An 18,621-nucleotide genomic window follows, 5' to 3' on the forward strand; every position below is an offset into this window, starting at 1 on the left:
GCCCCATCCGGTTCTTGTTGCGATGAGGACAGTGTGCGGACTTTCGATCCAAACGGCCATAAGGCAAAGGCAATAGTGTCTATTGCGTTTGGATGCGATGGGGCTGGCGTCAGCCTGGTTGCCAGCTGGGCTGCCGACTGGAGTGCATGTGGCGCACCGGCGGGAGAGGCAGGGGGCTGACGCGGTCGAGCGCTTGTATCTCGGCACAGGCATTCTTGATCATCCGGCGCAGCCATGCCTGGTCGGGCGCATGATGTTTGCGGTCGTGCCAGAGCGTATAGAAATGCATCTGCCCCAATTCCACCGGAGCGTCCAGCACCGCAAAGGGGAAGGTTTGCGCCACCTGTTCGGCAAAATGCCGTCCGGTGGTGAAGACGAGGTCTGAGCGGGCCAGCACGTAAGGCGCGATGGAATATTCCGGCACCGTGGCGCGGATATGCCGTTTCACGCCGAGATCGAGCAACCGTCCATCAATGGGGCTGAATTGCGCATCGCGTTCTGACGTCGGCGACAGATGGCTTTCCTCGAGATATTCATCAAGCCGAATGCGATCCCGGTCGCGTCGGGCAAAACGATGCGTGGATCTGACCATGCAGACGATATCCGTCTTCAGCATCGGTGCGATGCGCAGGTGCTCCGGCGGGTGGGGCCAATTGCCGATCACCGCGTCGATCCGGCCCTCCGACAATCCCGACAGAAGATCGTCTTGCGATGGCATCGGGGAGGCGTCGATGGAAATGCCGGGGGCCATGTCGGTGATCGCGCCGATCAATTGCGGCATGAAGACGGTGCCGAGACAATTGCTGGCAACCACGCGAAAATGACGAACGGATACGGCGGGATCGAAAGCGGTCGGAGAAATCAGGTGGGTATCGATCCGACCGAGAATGTCATTCATGGCCGAGCGCAGTGCCATCCCGCGCTCGGTCGGCACCAGCGCACTGCCGGAACGCACCAGCAGCGGGTCCTGAAAAATATCGCGCAGTCGCTTCAGGGTCAGGCTGACGGTCGGCTGCGCCTGGCCCAGTAGATCGGCTGTACGCGATACGCTGCATTCCGTCAGCAGCAAGCGCAGGGTGCGCATCATGCGGATATCGAGATTTGCATAGGCTTGCTCTGACATGCACGTACTCCTTTGACGGTGAGTAACTTGATGAAAAGCATTTTCTATGCCAGTTGCTGACTTGGTAACTCTGGCGTTTCCACTTTCGAGCCTGAGTCTATGCCACGGCACAACCGCCGCCAGCATAGATCCCAATCACACCTTCAGTCCCACCAGCTATTCAAGGGTTTTCAGAACAGCTTGGGTTCGGCTTTTCACACCCAGCTTGGCGAAAATGTTCTTGGCGTGCGATTTCACGGTATTCAAATTGATATCGAGTTTGGTGGCGATTTCGCTATTGGAAAGCCCCCACCGCATCAATTGCAGGACGTCGTCCTCCCGCTGTGTCAACTCGGTGAGGGAGCCACGCAGACTGAGCCGGGCCTCCTGCCTTTGCCCTCCGCCAGGGTTCGGCGATGCGGCAACGGGTGAAACGAAATCACATAAGATGCGCCGCGTCGCCATGGTGTCATCCTCAAGATCCGCAGGTTGGGTCCCCTCGGCCTCATGGCCGGGTGCGATGACCGTGGCGAGCGCCTCTGCCTGTCGCGCCATCAGAATACGGCCTTCCTGCCGTGCCCCTGTGGCAAGCGCCCGAAGCTTTTCCGCAGCCGCATCGATCTGTCCGGCATTGACCAGGATTCTGGCCTCGGCGATGCGAAATGGGTCCCATATCTGCCAGGCCGAAGAGGGAAACCGGTTGCGCGCCTCGGGCAATTGCAGGGACAGCCGTTCCCATTCGCGGCGGCCCTCTGCGGGGCTGTTGAGACGAAAGGCCCGGTCGGCCCGCTCGATACCAAGCTGGAATTCCAGGCGAAAATCTTCCGCCTCGTAGGCTCTCCTGCTGGCGCGAACGAGAAGCGCCGTTGCTTCCTCAACCCGGCCGGTTATATCGAGAAGCCGCACGAGACCGGTTGTGGCAATCAGGATGCGTTCGCAAAGCCCGGACACATCCGTTGCCTTTTCCGCCGGGATCGCCCGTCGCCACAGGCGCTCGGCCTTTTCAAGGTCGTTGTCGTCATAGGCAATCAGTCCCAAAAGCGCCGAGGGCAGTGCTACCATGTAGGAGTGTTCGCCGAAATTCTGTTCGGCAATCGCCAGCGCTTCGACAATCACATGCCGGGCTTCCTGAAACAGCGCACGGGCGATGTATGACATGGCGGCTATGCACCGGGAATGAATTCCGCCCCAATGGCAGGCCATGTCGTCATAGACGCCGTTTGCCCGCCACGTCAGCCGTTCCGCCAGATCGAGCTTACCCAGATTGAAGGCAAAATAGCTGTGAATGGAGTCGAGATCGACCTGTCCAAAAGCCAGCCGGTCAAGCTCTTTTCCGGCCAGTTGGGAGAGGTGAAAGCTTCCGGCTGTGAAATCACCGCCATAGGCACCGATAAGCGCCCGCATGAGATGAAGCCGTCCGCTGATATCGAGACCCGTTCGTGCCGCGATGAGGGATACAGGGCTATTCGGGTCGCTGGCCGCCGCCTCTATCGTCTGAAGGGTTTGCTCGGCTTGCAAGAAGCGGCGCATGTTGATGGATCGCCACACTTGCAGGAAAAGCAGCAGCGGCCTTTCCTCGCGGGCCTCTCGGGGCAGTTGCTGCATCCAGCGGGAATAGGTGTCGAAACGGCCATGGCTGAGATAGTCGTACAGGCAATAGGTTTCGATCAATTCCGCCGCCCATTTGGACTGGCGCGCCTGAAAGGCATGCCGGACGGCATCGACGGGCGAACCATTGTCGATGAACCACTGCGCCGCGCGGGCGTGAATGCCTTCGACAGCAGGGCGATCATCGCCATAAAGGCGGGTTTGCAGAAACTCCTGAAACAGATGGTGATACTTGTACCACCGCTGGGTTCCCGGAAGCTCAACGACAAAAAGTTGGCTTTGCTCCAGGAAGGCCAGCATCCGGTCCCCGTCACGCCGGCCGGTTACGGCGTTGCAGAGGTCAGCATTCAGCGTTTCCAAGAGGGAGGTCTTGGCGAGGAAGTCGCAAACTTCGGCAGGCAGTCCGGCAATCACTTCCTCCAGGAAATAGTCGGCAAATGCCCGATGGCTTCCAGATGGCGCAGCGGCGACGAAATTGCCCGTCGCTCGCCCTGTGACCAGGGCCGCCAGCCGCAGGCCGACCGCCCAACCTTCTGTATGGCCATGCATCTGGCGGCTTTCGTCAGCCGTCAAGGCGACATTGGAGGCGGTGCGAAAAAACGCCTCGGTTTCCTCCTCACTGAAATGCAGGTCTTCCACGGCAATGTCGATCATCTCGCCATTGGCCCGGTACCGGCCAACAGGTATGGCAGGCCGGTTGCGGCTGGCGAGCACGACGGTCAGGCTCGGCAAGCGGCTGGCGAGGATCGTATTGATCGCCTCGCCGCCATCGCCGCCTTCGGCCAGGTGGTAATCGTCGATAAACAAGGCCAGCGGCTGGCGGATGGATTGATCCGTGAGCAGAGCCGTCAAGCGTTGTAGCGCGTCGGCGCGATCAAGGGAGGGCAGATGATCGCGATGATCACTGAGCGATTGCTGAAGTGCCTGGAGCAGGCCCTCGGCGAAACTCAACGGGTCCTTGTCGTCTTCGCTTGCCGAATACCAGACGGTCGAAAACCCGGCATCCGACAGGCCCCTATGCCATTGGGCCAGAAGCGTGGTCTTGCCGGAGCCAGCGGGGGCATGGACGAGCGCCAGCCGGTGTTTGGTGAGAAGCTGCGACAGTCGCGTCAGGCGCGGACGGTCGATCAGCCCTGTCGAGGCGCTGGGCGGCACAGATCGTCTGTTCAAAAGGCGCGTACGTTGCACAGGTCCCCCCTGAAAATCGTAGAGTTCGCCGAGCCTATCACTCTTTAGGGTGAGATTGAAAAATTTTAGCATCTCACCCTTCGGGATCATGCCAAAAATAAGTGCTGGCCGTATTTTTAGGCAACTTCGCCATTGGAGACCGGAAAATTGCAGTTAAGCGAATATCGAACCTATGATGCAACTGGATTGGCAGAGCTTGTTGCCAAGGGTGAGGTTCAGCCAACCGAACTGCTGGAAACCGCGCTTGCCGGCGTGGCGGCGACCAATCCCGCATTGAACGCCATTGTCGCGACATTCGAAGACGAGGCTCGCCGCTTCATAAAGGAAGAGCTGAAGGATGGCCCGTTCAAAGGCGTCCCTTTCGTTCTGAAGGACCTGACCGCGCATTACGCCGGACAGCCCACAGGGGCCGGATGGCCGCCTCGCGCTTCTGTAACACCGCAGCAAGACAGCGAACTGGTGCGTCGCTACAAAAAGGCGGGGCTTGTCACTTTTGCCAAGACGGCTGTGCCGGAGCTCGCCATGGACTGGACGACCCGCTCGCGGGCGCATGGCGTCACCAATAATCCATGGAATCCGGGTCGCACGGCGGGGACGTCCAGCGGTGGCACCGCAGCGGCGGTTGCCGCGGGCATCGTGCCGATGGGACATGGCAATGACGGCGGCGGTTCGATCCGAGTGCCATCCTCCGTCTGTGGATGTTTCGGCATGAAGCCGAGCCGGGGCCGAAATCCGGTTGCGCCAGCGGGAAGCACCTGGCAGGGCATGCTGGTGGAACATGCGCTGACCCGCTCCGTCCGCGATAGCGCCGCCCTTCTCGATGCGACCGCCGGACCGCATAGAGGGCAATTCTTCAACAGTCCCGCAGGGGGCCAATTCGCGGCCGAGGTGGGACGCGATCCCGGCAAACTGAGAATTGCCGTTTCGACCAGGGCGCCCTACGGCGCAGAAACCCATGCTGATTGCAAGGCTGCGGTCGCCGAGACCGTCAAGCTGCTTGAAAGCCTGGGTCATCATTGCGAGCCTTTCGATATCGACTTGCCTGATGATGGCTGGGATGCTTTTGAGACATATATTCTTGCTGAATACGCAACCGACATGCGCCTTGAGGAAGGTGTCCTCGGGCGCAAGCTGACACAGGATGATTTTCCGCAGATGCTGTGGGACATGATCGAGGCTGGAAACCGCATCAGCGCGGTCGATGTCAATATCGCCACGACGCGCCTGCATGAGGTGGCCTCAGCCGTCTCCTCGACATTCGAAACCTTCGATCTCTTCCTGTCGCCAACGCTTGCCCAGCCACCGCTTCCGCATGAGGCTTTTCCGGCTTCGACCTCGATGCGCGGACACTATGCGTTTTATCTGTCGTGGATGCCTTATACGCATATCTTCAACGTCAATGGATCACCGGCCATGTCGGTGCCGCTCGTCTGGAACGATGAAGGCCTGCCGATCGGCGTTCAGTTTGCGGCTGCACCGACGGGAGAAGGTCTGTTGTTCAGACTTGCCGCGCAGCTGGAGGCAGCTCGTCCATGGAGCAATCGGCGACCGCAGATTTCGGTCGCATGAAACTGAAACGCATAAAAATACAAAACAAAGGGAACGACGAATGAACCACAAACCAGACAAATCCCCGCTTGCCCGCAGCACCGCTGCCGTGGTCGCAGTTGCCGCAGCTCTTACCGGGTTCTCAGCCAGCGCTGCCGATCTGACCGTTGCGCGCTCTGTCGATGCCGATGGCCTCGATCCGCAAAAGGCAAGCACGACCCAGTCGTTACAGATCACCAACCTGATCTTCGATACATTGCTGACGATGGGGAAGGACGGTTCCGTCCATCCGGGCCTGGCCAGCGCCTGGACGATGGCGCCGGATGGTAAGTCCTATGATTTCACCATCCGCAACGGCATCAAGTGCCACGATGGCACCACGTTTGATGCGGCGGCGGCGAAGGCCAGCCTGGACCGGGCACTCGATCCTGCGACCGTCAATCCGAACCTCTCGGCATGGGGTCCGATCACCAAAAGCAGCGTCGAGGGCAAGGTGCTGAAAGTCACTCTGTCCGAACCCTATGGTCCCTTCACGTCGTTCCTCACCAGCATCCAGGCGGCCTTCATCTGCCCGTCCTCCGCATCGGCCAAGGAATTCAAGCCGATCGGCACCGGCCCGTTCAAATTCGTCAACTGGACCCGCAATGACAGCATCCAGCTGGAGGCGAATGCCGATTACCAGAACGCCAACCCGCTGATCGAAAACCCCGGCAAGCCGCATATCGACAAGCTGACCTTCAAGGTCATCCCGGAAGCGGTGGCCAGAATGGCTGCCCTGCGCTCCGGCGAGGTCGATATGGTCGAGCCGTCTCTGGAAGAAGCCGCCGACCTGAAGGCCGACAGCAAATTCAAGGTCTACGCAGCCGAGCTGTCCGGACAGCAAATGCTTGCCGCCTTCACCTGGAAGATCAAGCCGCTCGACAATCCGGATATCCGCAAGGCGATCGGCATGGCAATGAACCGCGACGCCTATGCGTCGATTGCCTTTGAAGGCCTCGTCAACACTGCCAATTGCCCCGTGGCACCGAACCTGTTCTCGACCGATGAGGCGCTTTGCGCCACGTGGGGCGTCAAATATGACCCCGAAGCCGCTAAGGCTTTGATGGCCAAGGCAGGCTACACCCCGGAAAAACCGCTGAAGGTGAAGCTTCTCGTTCACAAGCTGCCGGGCTGGGACCAGATGCACCAGATCATGCAGCAGGATCTGGCGGCCATCGGCGTCCAGGCCGAGATCGAGACCCGGGAAGTGGCCGCCTATTTCGACTATATGAAGGGCGTTAACGAACGCACCGATGGCGAACCTGCCGTGTGGACCATGGGCATGTCGGGTGTCGATCCGGACTACCTTACTTTCCTTTGGAAACGTCCGGGCTTTGTCAATATGGGCATCAATGCCGACCTCGATGGCATGCTGGACGAGCAGCGCAAGCTTTCAGGTGATGCACGGGCCGCCAAGATCCATGATATTGAAAAATATCTGATGGAGAATGCCTATGCGATCCCGCTGCTGTCACCCGGTTGGGGCTGGCTGATGGCATCGACATCGAAAGTCGATGGCTTCAAGATGGGCTTCATGGTGTCGCTGCTGTTCAACGACGTAAGCGTCAAGCCATAATGGGGAACAGCTGCTCCGGCTACTGCATCATTCTTTAAACCGGAATCGGTTTAAAGAGAAAATTATGCAGCAGATATAAAGAGCGACAGCGCCGTGCGCCATATATGGCGCACGGCGCTGTAGGCCGGGGCAGCCTTCCGATACAGACGGGTTCCAATGCTTGTTCTCATTTTCAAACGGCTGCTCATTGCCCTGGCGACGGTTGTGTCTGTCATTATCCTGTCGGGCATTCTCATCCATATCGTCCCTGGCGATCCGGTTACCGCGATGATGGCGCAGTCCGTGACCGCAAGTCCGGAAGCGATGGCGCAAATGCGTGCCAAGCTGGGGCTTGATCTGCCAGTCTGGCAGCAGGTGGGGCTCTATACTTGGCACGTTTTCCAGGGCGATCTCGGCATGACGATCCGCGGCAACGAACCTGTCGCAAGGTTGCTTCTCCAGCGGCTGCCAAACACCTTTGTTCTGGCGGTGTCAGGGCTCGGCGTTGCGCTTGCCATTGGTATACCGCTCGGTTTTCTGGCGGCGATCCACCGCGGAAAGCTGACCGATACGGCCGTCATGGTGATTGCGGTGCTGGGTGTCTCCATCCCCGGTTTCTGGTTGGGGCTGATCATGATTCAGGTCTTCTCGCTCAAGCTCGGCTGGTTGCCAGTCGCAGGCTCGGGTTTGCGCAACATCATCCTGCCAGCCCTCACTCTGGGTCTGACCTACTGCGCTCTGGTGGCGCGCATGACGCGCTCGGCCCTCGTCGAGGTCCTGGCCGAAGACTATATCCGCACGGCCCGCGCGCGCGGGCTTCGTGAATATCAGGTGCTTTTGGTTCATGCGCTGAAGCCGGCGCTGATCAGTATTGTCACGGTGGTCGGGCTGGTCTTTGCCTATCTTCTCGGCGGTCAGGTGATCATCGAGAACGTGTTTTCGTGGAATGGCATCGGTCGCCTGGCTGTCCAGGCCATGCTGGAGCGTGACTATCCGATGATCCAGGGCTTCATTGTCGTCTTCGCCAGTTCGGTTGTCATCGTCTCGATGCTGATCGACATTCTCTACGGCTTTCTGGACCCCCGCATGAGGCAAAGATGACCAGCATCGCAAAACGCAGGATGTTCTCTCTCAGATTGCCTGTCAGTGTGACGATAGGGCTGGCGCTTGCACTTATCATCGTGCTGCTCTCTCTGCTGTCATCCTATATTGCTCCGTTTGATCCGATGCGGATGGCGGCTGGCCCACGGCTGTCGGCGCCATCGACGGCGCATCTTTTCGGAACCGACGAATTTGGCCGCGACCTTTTCAGCCGCGTGCTGCTCGGCGGACGGTTGTCGCTTGGCATCGGCCTCAGCGCCGTCGTCAGCGGTCTGGTGATCGGCGGTCTCATTGGTCTGATCGCCGCTTTCGGTGGCCGAATTGTCGAGGCTTTGCTGTTGCGGCTTATCGATGTCCTCTATTCGTTTCCCGATACGTTGATCGCCCTTGCGCTGGTGGCTTTCCTCGGGCCAGGAATAGAGAACGCAACGCTGGCAATCGCTATCAGTCTCGTTCCCTTTTATGCGCGGGTGGCCTACGGCCTTGCGGCTGCCGAGCGGGCAAAACCCTATATCGAGGCCGCCAGACTTGCAGGCACCCGGTCCGCGCGACTGGTCCGCGTCCATGTCATGCCGAATATTGTGCAAAGCCTGATCGTTATGGCAACACTCGGATTTTCGTCCGCCATCCTGTCCGCCGCCGGGCTTTCGTTTCTGGGGCTTGGGGTCCAGCCGCCATCGCCGGAATGGGGTGCTATCCTCGCCTCGGGGCGCAATTATATCACCAAAGCCCCGTGGATATTGATCTTTCCGGGATTGGCGATCTGCCTCACCGTCCTTTCCTTCAATCTGATCGGTGACAGTCTCAGGGACCTCATCGATCCCCGCCGAAAGGCAAGGCCATGACGCAACCTTATCTGCGAGTCCGCGATCTGACGGTTGCCTTCCCCACCAGACAAGGGCCGTTCGCCGCTGTCGATGGTGTCGGGTTCGACCTCGCCCGGGGAGAAATCCTCGCCCTTGTCGGCGAATCCGGCAGCGGCAAGAGCATGACGTCGCTATCGATCATGCGTTTTCTGCCTGAGGCGGGGACAATGTCAGGCACAATCGAGATCGATGGGCAGAATATTGCCGGGCTTCAGCGCCGGGACATGGAAGATGTGCGCGGCGCGAAAATCGGCATGATCTTCCAGGAGCCGATGACGTCGCTCAATCCGGTCCTGACCATTGGCCGCCAGATGAGCGAAGGATTGATCCGTCATAAGGGCATGGCGCGTCGTCTGGCGCTGGAGCACGCCATTGCCGCCCTTGAGGATGTCCGCATTCCCGAACCCCGGCGTATTCTCGGCCAGTATCCGCATCAACTGTCCGGCGGAATGCGCCAGCGCGTGATGATTGCCGCTGCCCTGACCCTGAAACCCGGCGTGTTGATTGCCGATGAGCCGACTACGGCGCTTGATGTGACAGTCCAGGCGCAGGTGCTGGATCTGCTTGTCGATCTCAAACTGCGCCATGGGTCAGGCATTCTGCTGATCACCCATGACATTGGTGTGGTTGCCGAAACGGCGGATCGTGTCGCGGTCATGCGAGGCGGGCGCATCGTTGAAACCGGCCCGGTCGAGCAAATCCTATCTGCACCGCAGCATGACTATACCAAAGCATTGCTGGCCTCGCATCTGACCGTCGAACGGGCCATGCGGCAGCGCCGCGACAAGACAAAGGCTGGTGCCAGATGACGACAGAACCAATCCTGGCCCTTGAGAATATCCGCAAGGTATTTTCCGCGAACGGTCGAGAGGTGAGGGCGCTCAACGGCGTTTCTCTCAGTCTTGGGCGCGGCGAAACGCTCGGGGTGATCGGCGAAAGCGGTTCCGGAAAATCGACGCTGGGCCGTATCGCCGTGGGGCTTGAGACCGCTGATAAAGGCACGATCCGCATCGGCGGGACCGATATTGCCGGTCTTTCCGTGCCATTGCGCCGTGAGGCATTTCGCCATTGTCAGATGATTTTCCAGGACCCGTATTCCTCCCTCAATCCCAGACTGACGATCGGTCGCCAGATCGGAGAGGGGATCTACGCCACCGGTGTCGCCAATTGGAAAGAGATCGGCGAGAGCGTCGCGGATCTTCTGGAGAAAGTCGGGCTCAAGCGGGACTATGCGGATCGCTATCCGCATGAGTTTTCCGGTGGCCAGCGTCAACGTATCGCCATTGCCCGTGCGCTTGCGCCAGGGCCGCAGGTGGTGATTGCCGATGAACCCGTTTCTGCCCTCGATGTCAGTATTCAGGCCCAGATTCTCGATCTGCTGGCTGATTTGCAGAAAGAGAATTTTCTATCCTACCTGTTCATCTCCCATGACATGGCCGTCGTCGCGCATTTGTGCGACCGGGTTGCCGTGATGCATCATGGTCGCATCGTGGAATATGGCCCGGTCGAAGCGATCGTTGAACATGCCCGGCATCCTTATACAAAGAGCTTATTGGAAGCCGTTCCGCGCCTTGGCCGCCGCCGCAGCGGTGAGCGACATGTGCCAGTCGCGCTGCCTACTCATGGCGACGACGATCCCTATGAGGCGGTTGCGCCCGGCCATTGGGTCTTGGCGCATAGTCATCTGTAACGGACTGCGGGACCCTGCGGCGTTACGGCATCTTTCTTGCATCTGTCTTTTCAAAAGAACGTGACGCGCAACAATAAGGGGTAACTCATGCCGAAATCTGTTCAAGACGATGCAAGCGAGGCAGGTAAGCTGCTGTCCGTGCAAGGATTGACTGTCGGCTTGCCGCCGGGCATGGACCGCCGATATGCGGTGGAAGATATGTCCTTCGACCTGAAGGCTGGAGAAATTCTCTGCATTATCGGTGAGTCCGGCTCGGGTAAATCCGTGACGGCCAATGCCACGATGGGACTTCTCGCACAGTCTCTCCACATTGTATCCGGCAGCATTATGCTGGAGGGCCAGGAGCTGGTGGGGGCAGATGACGCCACCTTGCGCGCGTTGCGTGGCCGTGTCGTTTCGATGATTTTCCAAGACCCTTTGTCGGCACTCAATCCCCTGATGACCGTGGGCGATCAGATCGCCGAGGTCATGGAAGCCCATGGCATTGGCACGCAGCAGGAGCGCCGGGTCCGCGTTCTCGAGCTGATCACCGAAGTGGGGCTGCCGGACCCGGAACTGATGCAGCATCAATATCCCTTCCGATTGTCCGGCGGCCAACGACAGCGCGTGATGATTGCCATGGCGTTGGCGCTTGAACCGAAGGTGTTGATCGCTGATGAGCCGACCACCGCCCTCGACGTGACGACACAGGCGCAGATCCTTGAACTGATCGCGTCTATCCAACGCCGCAAGCAGATGAGTGTGATGTTCATCACCCATGATTTCGGGGTGGTGGCCGAGATTGCTGACCGTGTGATTGTCATGGAAAAGGGGCATGTCGTTGAACAAGGGCCGGCATCCGTGGTGCTGAAATGCCCTGATCATCCCTATACGCAAAGGCTACTTGCCGCCGTGCCGCGAATGCGCGCCACCGACCGCGACAACGAGGGAGATACGCCTGTTGTTCTGGAGGCCCGCAATCTCTGCAAGACCTATGGCACAAGTGCAGGCTTCCTGTCGAAAGGACGCGTGATCAAGGCGGTCGATGATGTCTCGTTCACGATCGCCAAGGGCCGGACGCTGGGTATTGTTGGGGAATCCGGATCGGGGAAATCATCGCTTGGGCGTCTTCTCGTTAAGCTGATGAATAGCGATTCCGGCGAAATCCTCTTCGGTGGCCGTGATATTGCACCCCTGTCGGAAGAGGCCTTCCGCCCGATGCGGCCCTATATCCAGATGATTTTTCAGGACCCTTTCGCCTCCCTCAATCCGCGCCAGACCATCGGTCGCATCTTGACCGTCGGACCAGTGGCGCAGGCGACGCCCATCCACGAGGCGCGAACACGGGCAATGCGGCTTCTGGAGCGGGTCGGCCTCGATGCAGGCGCCTATGACCGGTATCCGCATGAATTTTCAGGCGGCCAGCGGCAGCGTATCGGCATAGCACGCGCATTGATGTTCAATCCCATGCTGATCGTTGCGGATGAAGCCGTTTCGGCGCTCGATGTTTCGATCCAGGCGCAGATCCTTCAACTGCTGACGGAAGTGCAGCAGGAAATGAAACTGGCCATGGCCTTTATCACCCATGATCTGCGCGTCGCCAGTCAGATCTGCGATGAGATCGCGGTGATGTATAAGGGCCGTATTGTCGAATATGGACCACCCTCGCAGATTTTCCGCAATCCTACCCATGACTATACCCGCCAACTCGTTTCGGCTATTCCCGGCAGCGAATGGGAGCCTGCCGTGATGGCATAATGCCCATATTGGCCTGGCCCAGCCTCAGCTCAAAATGACCTTGGGTCTTGTCTTCACTCGAGGTCCGCCTGCCTGCCAATCGTGCAGGAATGGGCATGTCTTCTGGCTGACCGGCTATATTTTGGGCGGTATTGCGGGATGCGTAAATTTGCATCTTCAATGTCAAAAAAATAGTTGCAAATGTCCATTAATGGGCGTTCAATCCCGTCAAGAAAAGAGTAGGCGATAGAATGGTCCCGCGTCCTTTCGTCAATGTCATGGGTTCAACAAACTGAAAAAATTGTGCTTTCGGGCGTAAACCGAAAATCAGTTAATTGTGTCTTTCGCTTGAATAGCTCTGCGGCGGAGTGTTTTTTGTTGATGACGGTGGGGCAGGGGGTGGCCAGATGGCGGCGGTGGAACTGGATGTTCTGGAAAATGTCCTTAGCTATTACATCCGCACGATCAACATGGCGGTTTCCCGGGATCTCGATCAGAAACTTGGTAAGCTCGAAGTTGCCAAGGGGACCGGCAAGATCACCACGTTGTTGCTGGTCGATAGCCATCCAGGCATCCGGTCTTCTGTCATCGCGCAACTGATCTTCAAGGACAGGTCAGCCATGGTGCGGCTGGTCGATCAGATGGAAGAGCAGGAACTGCTGCGCCGTGAGGCGGATGATGACGACAACCGCGCTCAGGGCCTGTTCATCACACCCAAGGGTGCTGCGCTGGCAAAACGTGTTCGTCCCCTTGTCGTGAAACAATCGCGGGATTTTTTTCCCGATATTACCGACGAAGAACATCAGATGCTGATCTCGGTACTCGGGCGTACCTATCGGCGGATCGTGGGGCTTTAGGGCTTGCCCTAAAGTTTGTCAGGGAGAATTGGAACCCGGTTTTCCCGAAACAACAAACAACAACTGCCAGCTTAAGGAGTTTTTCTGACATGCCAGGTCCCTATGTCGTTCCCGTCCACGGGGATGCGGAACTACCGAGCCACGTGGATGTCGTTGTTATCGGCGGCGGCATTATCGGTACATCCACGGCGCTCGAACTTGCCGATCAGGGATTGAGAGTGGCGCTCTGCGAAAAAGGCGGCATCGGCCACGAACAGTCCAGTCGTAACTGGGGTTGGGTTCGGATTTCCAGGCGCGATCCGCGCGAAGTGCCGCTGATGGCCGAGTCGCTGCGCATCTGGGCCGATCTCAACCGCCGCACGGGCCGGGAAACCGGCTTCAAGCGTTCGGGCATCGTTTTTACCTGCGTCACCGAGAAGGAATTTGCCGAACACGAGCGCTGGAACAGCAATCTGGACGGCTACCAGATCGAAAGCCGGATGCTGAGCGCCAAGGAGTTCCGGGAGAAATATCCAGGCTCCGACATGAACATTGCCGGTGCGCTTTACACAGCGGGTGACTGCCGCGCTGAACCGCAGAAGGCCGCACCCGCTATTGCCGAGGCAGCCCGCGACCGGGGCGCTTTCATCCTCACCGAATGCGCGGTACGCGGTCTTCAGCTTTCCGGTGGCAAGGTGTCGGGTGTGGTAACGGAGCGCGGTGAGATCGCCTGCCAGTCCGTCGTCCTGGCGGGCGGTGCATGGTCCAACCTGTTCTGCGGCAATAACGGCCTCGACCTCCCGCAGTTGAAGGTGATGAATTCCGTGCTGCGCACCAAACCGCTGGAGGGGGGCCCGGAGGAGGCGATCTGGTCAAACGGCTTCGCCATTCGCAAGCGGTCGGATGGCGGCTACACGATTGCAAATGGCTTTCAGAATATCGTGGATATCGTGCCAGCCTCTTTCCGGTATGCCCGCAATTTCCTGCCCGCGCTGCGCCACGAATGGCGCTCTCTCGATCTGCGGTTGACGGGCCGGTTCTTTGATGAGTGGCGCATTCCGCGCCGCTGGTCGCTCGATGAGGCATCCCCGTTTGAATACAACCGCGTGCTGGACCCGGTGCCGTCTAAGGCGATGACCGACGGTGCGCTGGCCCAACTCAAGAAGGCCTTCCCCGTCTTCGAAAAGGCGGAGATTTCACAGCGCTGGGCCGGCATGATCGATGTGACGCCCGATGCCATTCCGGTCATCGATGCCATCGACGCCATCCCCGGCTTTCACGTCGCCACCGGCTTTTCCGGCCATGGTTTCGGCATTGGACCGGCTGCCGGTCGGCTGATGGCCGATATCGTCACGGGACGCAATCCGATCGTAGACCGCAAGGACTTCCGGTTCAGCCGCTTCAGCGATGGCTCGAAAATCGAACTGATCAGCGGCTTTTGAATGCGGCATGGCTTATGCGAAGGCTTCGAAGATGCTCAGGCGTCTTCGCCTTCATAGTTCGAATATCTCAAATGCACCAGAGGCTTGAGATATTCGAAAATGCAATACGGCGCACCATTTTCAATGGTTTGCCATATTAAATCGCTCCGGCAGAGAGCGAGCAGGATGAAGGTCGATAACCACCAGAAAAAAGGGAACATGCAATGTCCGATAAGGAACGCAATTCGATACCGCATCCCACGCGTCGCCAGACGCTTGGCCTCATGGCGCTTGGAGCGTCCAGCGTGCTTTTCTCGGGACCGTCAGGCATTCGCGCGGCCAGTGCCGCGACCAAATCTATCAAGGGACAGCTGACTGTCGGCTTTTCGCAGGAGCCGACGGTTTTCAATCCGCATATGCCTCATATCGAAGTGGATGAAGGCATTCATTTCAGCATATTCGATACGCTGTTCAGCGTTGATGCTGCTGGCAAATTCGTGCCGGGGCTGGCCGTGGAAGTGCCGAGCGTCGAAAACGGCGGCATCTCAACCGATGGCCTGAAGTGGAAGGTCAAGCTGCGCGATGGCGTGACATGGCATGACGGCAAGCCGTTCACTGCTGAAGACGTCAAGGCAACGCTCGAGCTGCTGGTCGATGCCAATTTCCGCAGCTGGCGTAAGACCGGCCATGAATTCGTCCGCGACCTGACCGTTGTTTCACCCACGGAAATCACCTGGCGGATGGACAAGCCCTTCGCGCCCTATCCTTCCATTCTGGCCTCGACCTTCATCACGCCGAAACATCTTCTGTCGGCCAGCGCCGATCCGAACAATGCGCTGTTCAACACCGCGCCGGTTGGCACTGGTCCGTTCAAATGGGCTGAGCGGGTCGCCGGAGATCATATCCTGCTGGCTGCCAACCCGGACTATTTTGGCGATGGCCCCTATGTCGAAAAGCTGATTTACAAATACGTTCCCGACCTGAATGTCATGTACACCCAGTTCAAGACAGGCGACATCGATGTGGTCGGCCTGCAATGGATCACGCCCGATCACTACGAGGAAGCCAAGGGGCTGGATGGCAAGGTGGTCAATGTGGTGCCGGGTTCGACGGTTGAATCCTTCACCTTCAATATGGAGCGCCCGCAGTTCAAGGAAGCGGCGGTGCGCGAGGCGCTGTATGCTGCTATCGACAAGCAGTCGATTATCGAAGCGCTCTATTACGGCCTGCCGACCCCCACTGAAAGCTACGTTCCGCAGCAGTCCTTCTACTTCAATCCAGACCTGCCGAAGCATGAATATGACATCGCCAAAGCCAAGAAGCTGCTGGATGATGCCGGCTGGGTGGCCGGCAGCGACGGCATTCGCGCCAAAGGCGGGGTTAAATTGTCCTTCACCTGCTCAACGACGGCAGGCAATCATATTCGCGAACAGGTGCAGCAATTCCTGCAACAATCCTTCAAGGATATCGGCGTGGAAATGACCATTTCCAACTTGCCGCCAGCGGTGATGTGGGGCGATTATTGGACGCTGTCGAAGTTCGACGCCGTTATCGTTGGCCTGGATTTCCTGACGGGGTCCGATCCTGACACCTCCAATTTCTTCCGGTCTACGGCAATCCCGGCCAAGGGCGGTTCCGGCCAGAACACCTGGCAGTTTTCCAACCAGCAAGTAGACGAGTTGCTCACCAAGGGTGGCGAATTGTTCGTTCCGGAGGAGCGCAAGGCCGTTTACCTGAAGATCCAGGAGATCATGCGCAAGGAACTGCCGCTCCTGCCGATGTTCCAGTATGCGACCGTGCGCGGCCACAAGCAGGGCGTCGAAAACGTGACGCCTAATGTGAATGTGCGCATCGACACCTGGAACGTCGCCACCTGGCGCTGGGCCTGACGACATGTTGCATAATTCTTTATCCGGAATCGGTTTAAAGAGAGAATTATGCAACGAATATAAGCAGCTACAGCGAACCTTTGTGCGCCATATAGGGCGCACGGCGCTGTAGTGCGCCGGACGCCTCGGCGTCCGGCATGCCTGAGCCCGTTCACCCATGAAGCGGAGCCTGCCTATGCTCTCCTATCTTTTCAACCGGCTGATGCAGAGCCTCGTTCTGCTGCTGCTCGTCTCGATCATCGGCTTTGCCATCCTCAATCTCGCGCCCGGTGGCCCGCTGTCGCAATATGCGCTGACGCCGGGCATGACGCGTGAGGCGATGGACCGGATCGCCCATCAGATGGGTCTCGACCGGCCCTTGCCCATCCAGTATCTCGACTGGGTCTGGCGGTTGCTGCAAGGCGACTGGGGGAAATCCTACCGCGATCAGCAGCCGGTGCTATCGATCATATCAAGCCATTTCTTCGCCACCCTGCTTTTGATGGGTACATCGACCGTCATTGCCGTCATTCTCGGGGTGTGGATCGGCATCAAGGGCGCCACCCGTCGCTATTCCATGTTTGATTATGCGGCGACTGTCGGCGCCATGGTCGCGCTCTCGATCCCGACGTTCTGGTTCGGTCTTGTGGCGATCTATGTGTTCGCCTTGAAGCTGAAATGGTTGCCCGCTGGCAACATGTATACGATCGGCAATGGCTCCCTGTCCGATTATGCCATCCATCTGGTCATGCCAAGCCTTGTTCTGGCGCTGGTCGATATCGCTGTGTGGAGCCGCTATATGCGGTCTGCTACGCTGGAGGTGATCAACCAGGATTTCGTGCGGACCGCCAGAGCAAAAGGCGTGTCTCCTCGCCGCGTGCTGATGAAACATGTCGTGGGCAATGCGTTGCTGCCGATGATTACGCTTGCCGGCATGCAGCTTCCCATCGTGCTCGGCGGTGCGCTCGTCACCGAGACGGTGTTTACCTGGCCGGGTATGGGACGGCTGTTTCTCGACAGCCTTGGCTATCATGACTATCCGGTCGTGATGGGCCTGCTGATGTTTACAGCCGTCTTCGCACTGATCGGCAGCCTTGCCGCCGATCTTCTTGTCGCATTCGTCGATCCCCGCATCCGGCTCGGTTGACGAAACCCTGTCGCGAACCGAAGGAGAAGCCCATGTCCATTGCTATTCCGTCTCCGGTCCCGCCCGCGCGGCCTTCGCGCTGGTGGCGAAGCCGCGTCGCGCGCCGGTTCTTTCGTCACAAACTCGCCCTTGTTGGCATAGTGATGATCACGCTGTTGATCTTTGCCTGCGCAGTCGGTCCCTCTCTTTTGCCCTATGACGAGTTGTTTATCGATCTGCGCGCCCGCTTTGCGCCGCCCCTGACCGGCGCCCACATTTTCGGCACCGATCCGCTGGGGCGTGACATTGCCGCGCGGCTGTTTAATGCCGGGCGTATTTCGCTGCTGATCGGCTTCTTCGCCATGCTGATGTCCACCGCTATCGGTGCCGTCGTCGGTGTGGTCGCGGGGTATCGTGGTGGATTGATTGGCACGGTGCTGATGCGCTTCGTCGATGCCTTTCTGTCGTTTCCGTCGATCTTTCTGCTGCTGGCACTTGCCGCCTTTATCAGGCCAAGCCCATTGATGATCACTGTTATCATCGCGGTGACATGCTGGATGGAAGTCGCCCGGATTGTGGAAGCGGAGGTGCGTTCGCTGCGTGAGCGCGATTTCGTGCTGGCTGCCCGAATGCTGGGGCTGCGCAATACCCATATCATGATCCACGAGCTTTTGCCCAATGCGGTCGGTCCAATCATCGTTGCCGCCACGCTGACGGTGGCCCGCGCCATCCTGCTCGAAGCCTATGTCAGCTTCCTCGGCTATGGCATCCAGCCGCCCTTGCCGAGTTGGGGCAATATGCTCAACAGCGCGCAGCAATATCTGGGTAGCGCGCCCTGGCTTGCCATCGTGCCGGGTGTCGCCATCACGCTTGCGGTCACCAGTTTCAACTTCATTGGCGATGGCTTGCGCGATGCGCTCGACGCGCGCAGCGACACCGAGTGAGCGCGATTCTTTT

Annotated in this window: 14 protein-coding genes; 12 read left to right on the forward strand and 2 right to left on the reverse strand. The window is 58.7% G+C overall.

All coding sequences use genetic code 11. The features are described 5' to 3' along the window. Positions 1–109: 109 nt before the first annotated feature. Both G6L01_RS19095 and G6L01_RS19100 read right to left on the reverse strand, forming a co-directional pair. On the reverse strand, positions 110–1,123 hold the full coding sequence (locus G6L01_RS19095; RefSeq protein ID WP_070167990.1) for a LysR family transcriptional regulator: 1,014 nt from the start codon (positions 1,121–1,123) through the stop codon (positions 110–112). A gap of 156 nt (positions 1,124–1,279) precedes the next feature. Beyond that, positions 1,280–3,898 (reverse strand): winged helix-turn-helix domain-containing protein, encoded by a 2,619-nt coding sequence (locus tag G6L01_RS19100; RefSeq protein WP_174089288.1) that lies wholly within the window; start codon positions 3,896–3,898, stop codon positions 1,280–1,282. Between the two features lie 147 nt (positions 3,899–4,045). Between G6L01_RS19100 and G6L01_RS19105 the strand changes: the two genes are divergently transcribed. The 12 genes from G6L01_RS19105 to G6L01_RS19160 all read left to right on the forward strand — a co-directional run bounded on the left by G6L01_RS19105 (position 4,046) and on the right by G6L01_RS19160 (position 18,608). Continuing rightward, positions 4,046–5,467 carry an amidase gene (locus tag G6L01_RS19105; RefSeq protein ID WP_070167993.1) on the forward strand — a complete coding sequence of 474 codons (1,422 nt, stop codon included), beginning with the start codon at positions 4,046–4,048 and terminating at the stop codon, positions 5,465–5,467. A 40-nt stretch (positions 5,468–5,507) separates the two neighbouring features. After that, positions 5,508–7,061 (forward strand): ABC transporter substrate-binding protein, encoded by a 1,554-nt coding sequence (locus G6L01_RS19110; protein WP_070167996.1) that lies wholly within the window; start codon positions 5,508–5,510, stop codon positions 7,059–7,061. 156 nt (positions 7,062–7,217) lie between these two features. After that, entirely contained in the window at positions 7,218–8,141 is a 924-nt protein-coding gene (locus G6L01_RS19115) for an ABC transporter permease (RefSeq protein WP_070167997.1), read from the forward strand. Then, a complete protein-coding gene (locus G6L01_RS19120) occupies positions 8,138–8,986 on the forward strand; it encodes an ABC transporter permease (RefSeq protein ID WP_070167999.1) in 849 nt (282 codons plus the stop codon). The genes G6L01_RS19115 and G6L01_RS19120 overlap by 4 nt, the downstream gene beginning before the upstream one ends. Next, a complete protein-coding gene (locus G6L01_RS19125; protein WP_070168001.1) occupies positions 8,983–9,816 on the forward strand; it encodes an ABC transporter ATP-binding protein in 834 nt (277 codons plus the stop codon). The genes G6L01_RS19120 and G6L01_RS19125 overlap by 4 nt, the downstream gene beginning before the upstream one ends. Beyond that, on the forward strand, positions 9,813–10,697 hold the full coding sequence (locus G6L01_RS19130) for an ATP-binding cassette domain-containing protein (protein WP_070168003.1): 885 nt from the start codon (positions 9,813–9,815) through the stop codon (positions 10,695–10,697). The genes G6L01_RS19125 and G6L01_RS19130 overlap by 4 nt, the downstream gene beginning before the upstream one ends. 87 nt (positions 10,698–10,784) lie before the next feature. Next, entirely contained in the window at positions 10,785–12,434 is a 1,650-nt protein-coding gene (locus tag G6L01_RS19135; RefSeq protein ID WP_070168005.1) for an ABC transporter ATP-binding protein, read from the forward strand. A 386-nt stretch (positions 12,435–12,820) separates the two neighbouring features. Then, positions 12,821–13,270, forward strand: coding sequence for a MarR family winged helix-turn-helix transcriptional regulator (locus G6L01_RS19140; RefSeq protein WP_060717212.1), 450 nt, complete (start codon positions 12,821–12,823; stop codon positions 13,268–13,270). 89 nt (positions 13,271–13,359) lie between these two features. Next, positions 13,360–14,691, forward strand: coding sequence for an NAD(P)/FAD-dependent oxidoreductase (locus G6L01_RS19145; protein ID WP_070168007.1), 1,332 nt, complete (start codon positions 13,360–13,362; stop codon positions 14,689–14,691). A 203-nt stretch (positions 14,692–14,894) separates the two neighbouring features. Then, complete coding sequence (locus G6L01_RS19150) at positions 14,895–16,559, forward strand: peptide ABC transporter substrate-binding protein (protein ID WP_070168008.1); 1,665 nt, start codon at positions 14,895–14,897, stop codon at positions 16,557–16,559. Positions 16,560–16,734: 175 nt separating this feature from the next. Beyond that, positions 16,735–17,685 carry an ABC transporter permease gene (locus G6L01_RS19155; protein WP_070168009.1) on the forward strand — a complete coding sequence of 317 codons (951 nt, stop codon included), beginning with the start codon at positions 16,735–16,737 and terminating at the stop codon, positions 17,683–17,685. A gap of 32 nt (positions 17,686–17,717) precedes the next feature. Continuing rightward, positions 17,718–18,608: an ABC transporter permease gene (locus G6L01_RS19160; RefSeq protein ID WP_070168010.1), complete on the forward strand. Its 891-nt coding sequence runs from the start codon at positions 17,718–17,720 to the stop codon at positions 18,606–18,608. Positions 18,609–18,621: the final 13 nt, after the last annotated feature.

The sequence above is a fragment of the Agrobacterium vitis genome (assembly GCF_013337045.2).
GTDB classification, from domain to species: Bacteria; Pseudomonadota; Alphaproteobacteria; order Rhizobiales; family Rhizobiaceae; genus Allorhizobium; species Allorhizobium vitis_B.

Bases quoted from the DNA above. Each gene is read 5' to 3' on its own strand.
- G6L01_RS19095 (WP_070167990.1), bottom strand. From the start codon at position 1,123: ATGTCAGAGCAAGCCTATGCAAATCTCGATATCCGCATGATGCGCACC.
- G6L01_RS19110 (WP_070167996.1), top strand. From the start codon at position 5,508: ATGAACCACAAACCAGACAAATCCCCGCTTGCCCGCAGCACCGCTGCC.
- G6L01_RS19115 (WP_070167997.1), top strand. From the start codon at position 7,218: ATGCTTGTTCTCATTTTCAAACGGCTGCTCATTGCCCTGGCGACGGTT.
- G6L01_RS19120 (WP_070167999.1), top strand. From the start codon at position 8,138: ATGACCAGCATCGCAAAACGCAGGATGTTCTCTCTCAGATTGCCTGTC.
- G6L01_RS19125 (WP_070168001.1), top strand. From the start codon at position 8,983: ATGACGCAACCTTATCTGCGAGTCCGCGATCTGACGGTTGCCTTCCCC.
- G6L01_RS19130 (WP_070168003.1), top strand. From the start codon at position 9,813: ATGACGACAGAACCAATCCTGGCCCTTGAGAATATCCGCAAGGTATTT.
- G6L01_RS19135 (WP_070168005.1), top strand. From the start codon at position 10,785: ATGCCGAAATCTGTTCAAGACGATGCAAGCGAGGCAGGTAAGCTGCTG.
- G6L01_RS19140 (WP_060717212.1), top strand. From the start codon at position 12,821: ATGGCGGCGGTGGAACTGGATGTTCTGGAAAATGTCCTTAGCTATTAC.
- G6L01_RS19145 (WP_070168007.1), top strand. From the start codon at position 13,360: ATGCCAGGTCCCTATGTCGTTCCCGTCCACGGGGATGCGGAACTACCG.
- G6L01_RS19150 (WP_070168008.1), top strand. From the start codon at position 14,895: ATGTCCGATAAGGAACGCAATTCGATACCGCATCCCACGCGTCGCCAG.
- G6L01_RS19155 (WP_070168009.1), top strand. From the start codon at position 16,735: ATGCTCTCCTATCTTTTCAACCGGCTGATGCAGAGCCTCGTTCTGCTG.
- G6L01_RS19160 (WP_070168010.1), top strand. From the start codon at position 17,718: ATGTCCATTGCTATTCCGTCTCCGGTCCCGCCCGCGCGGCCTTCGCGC.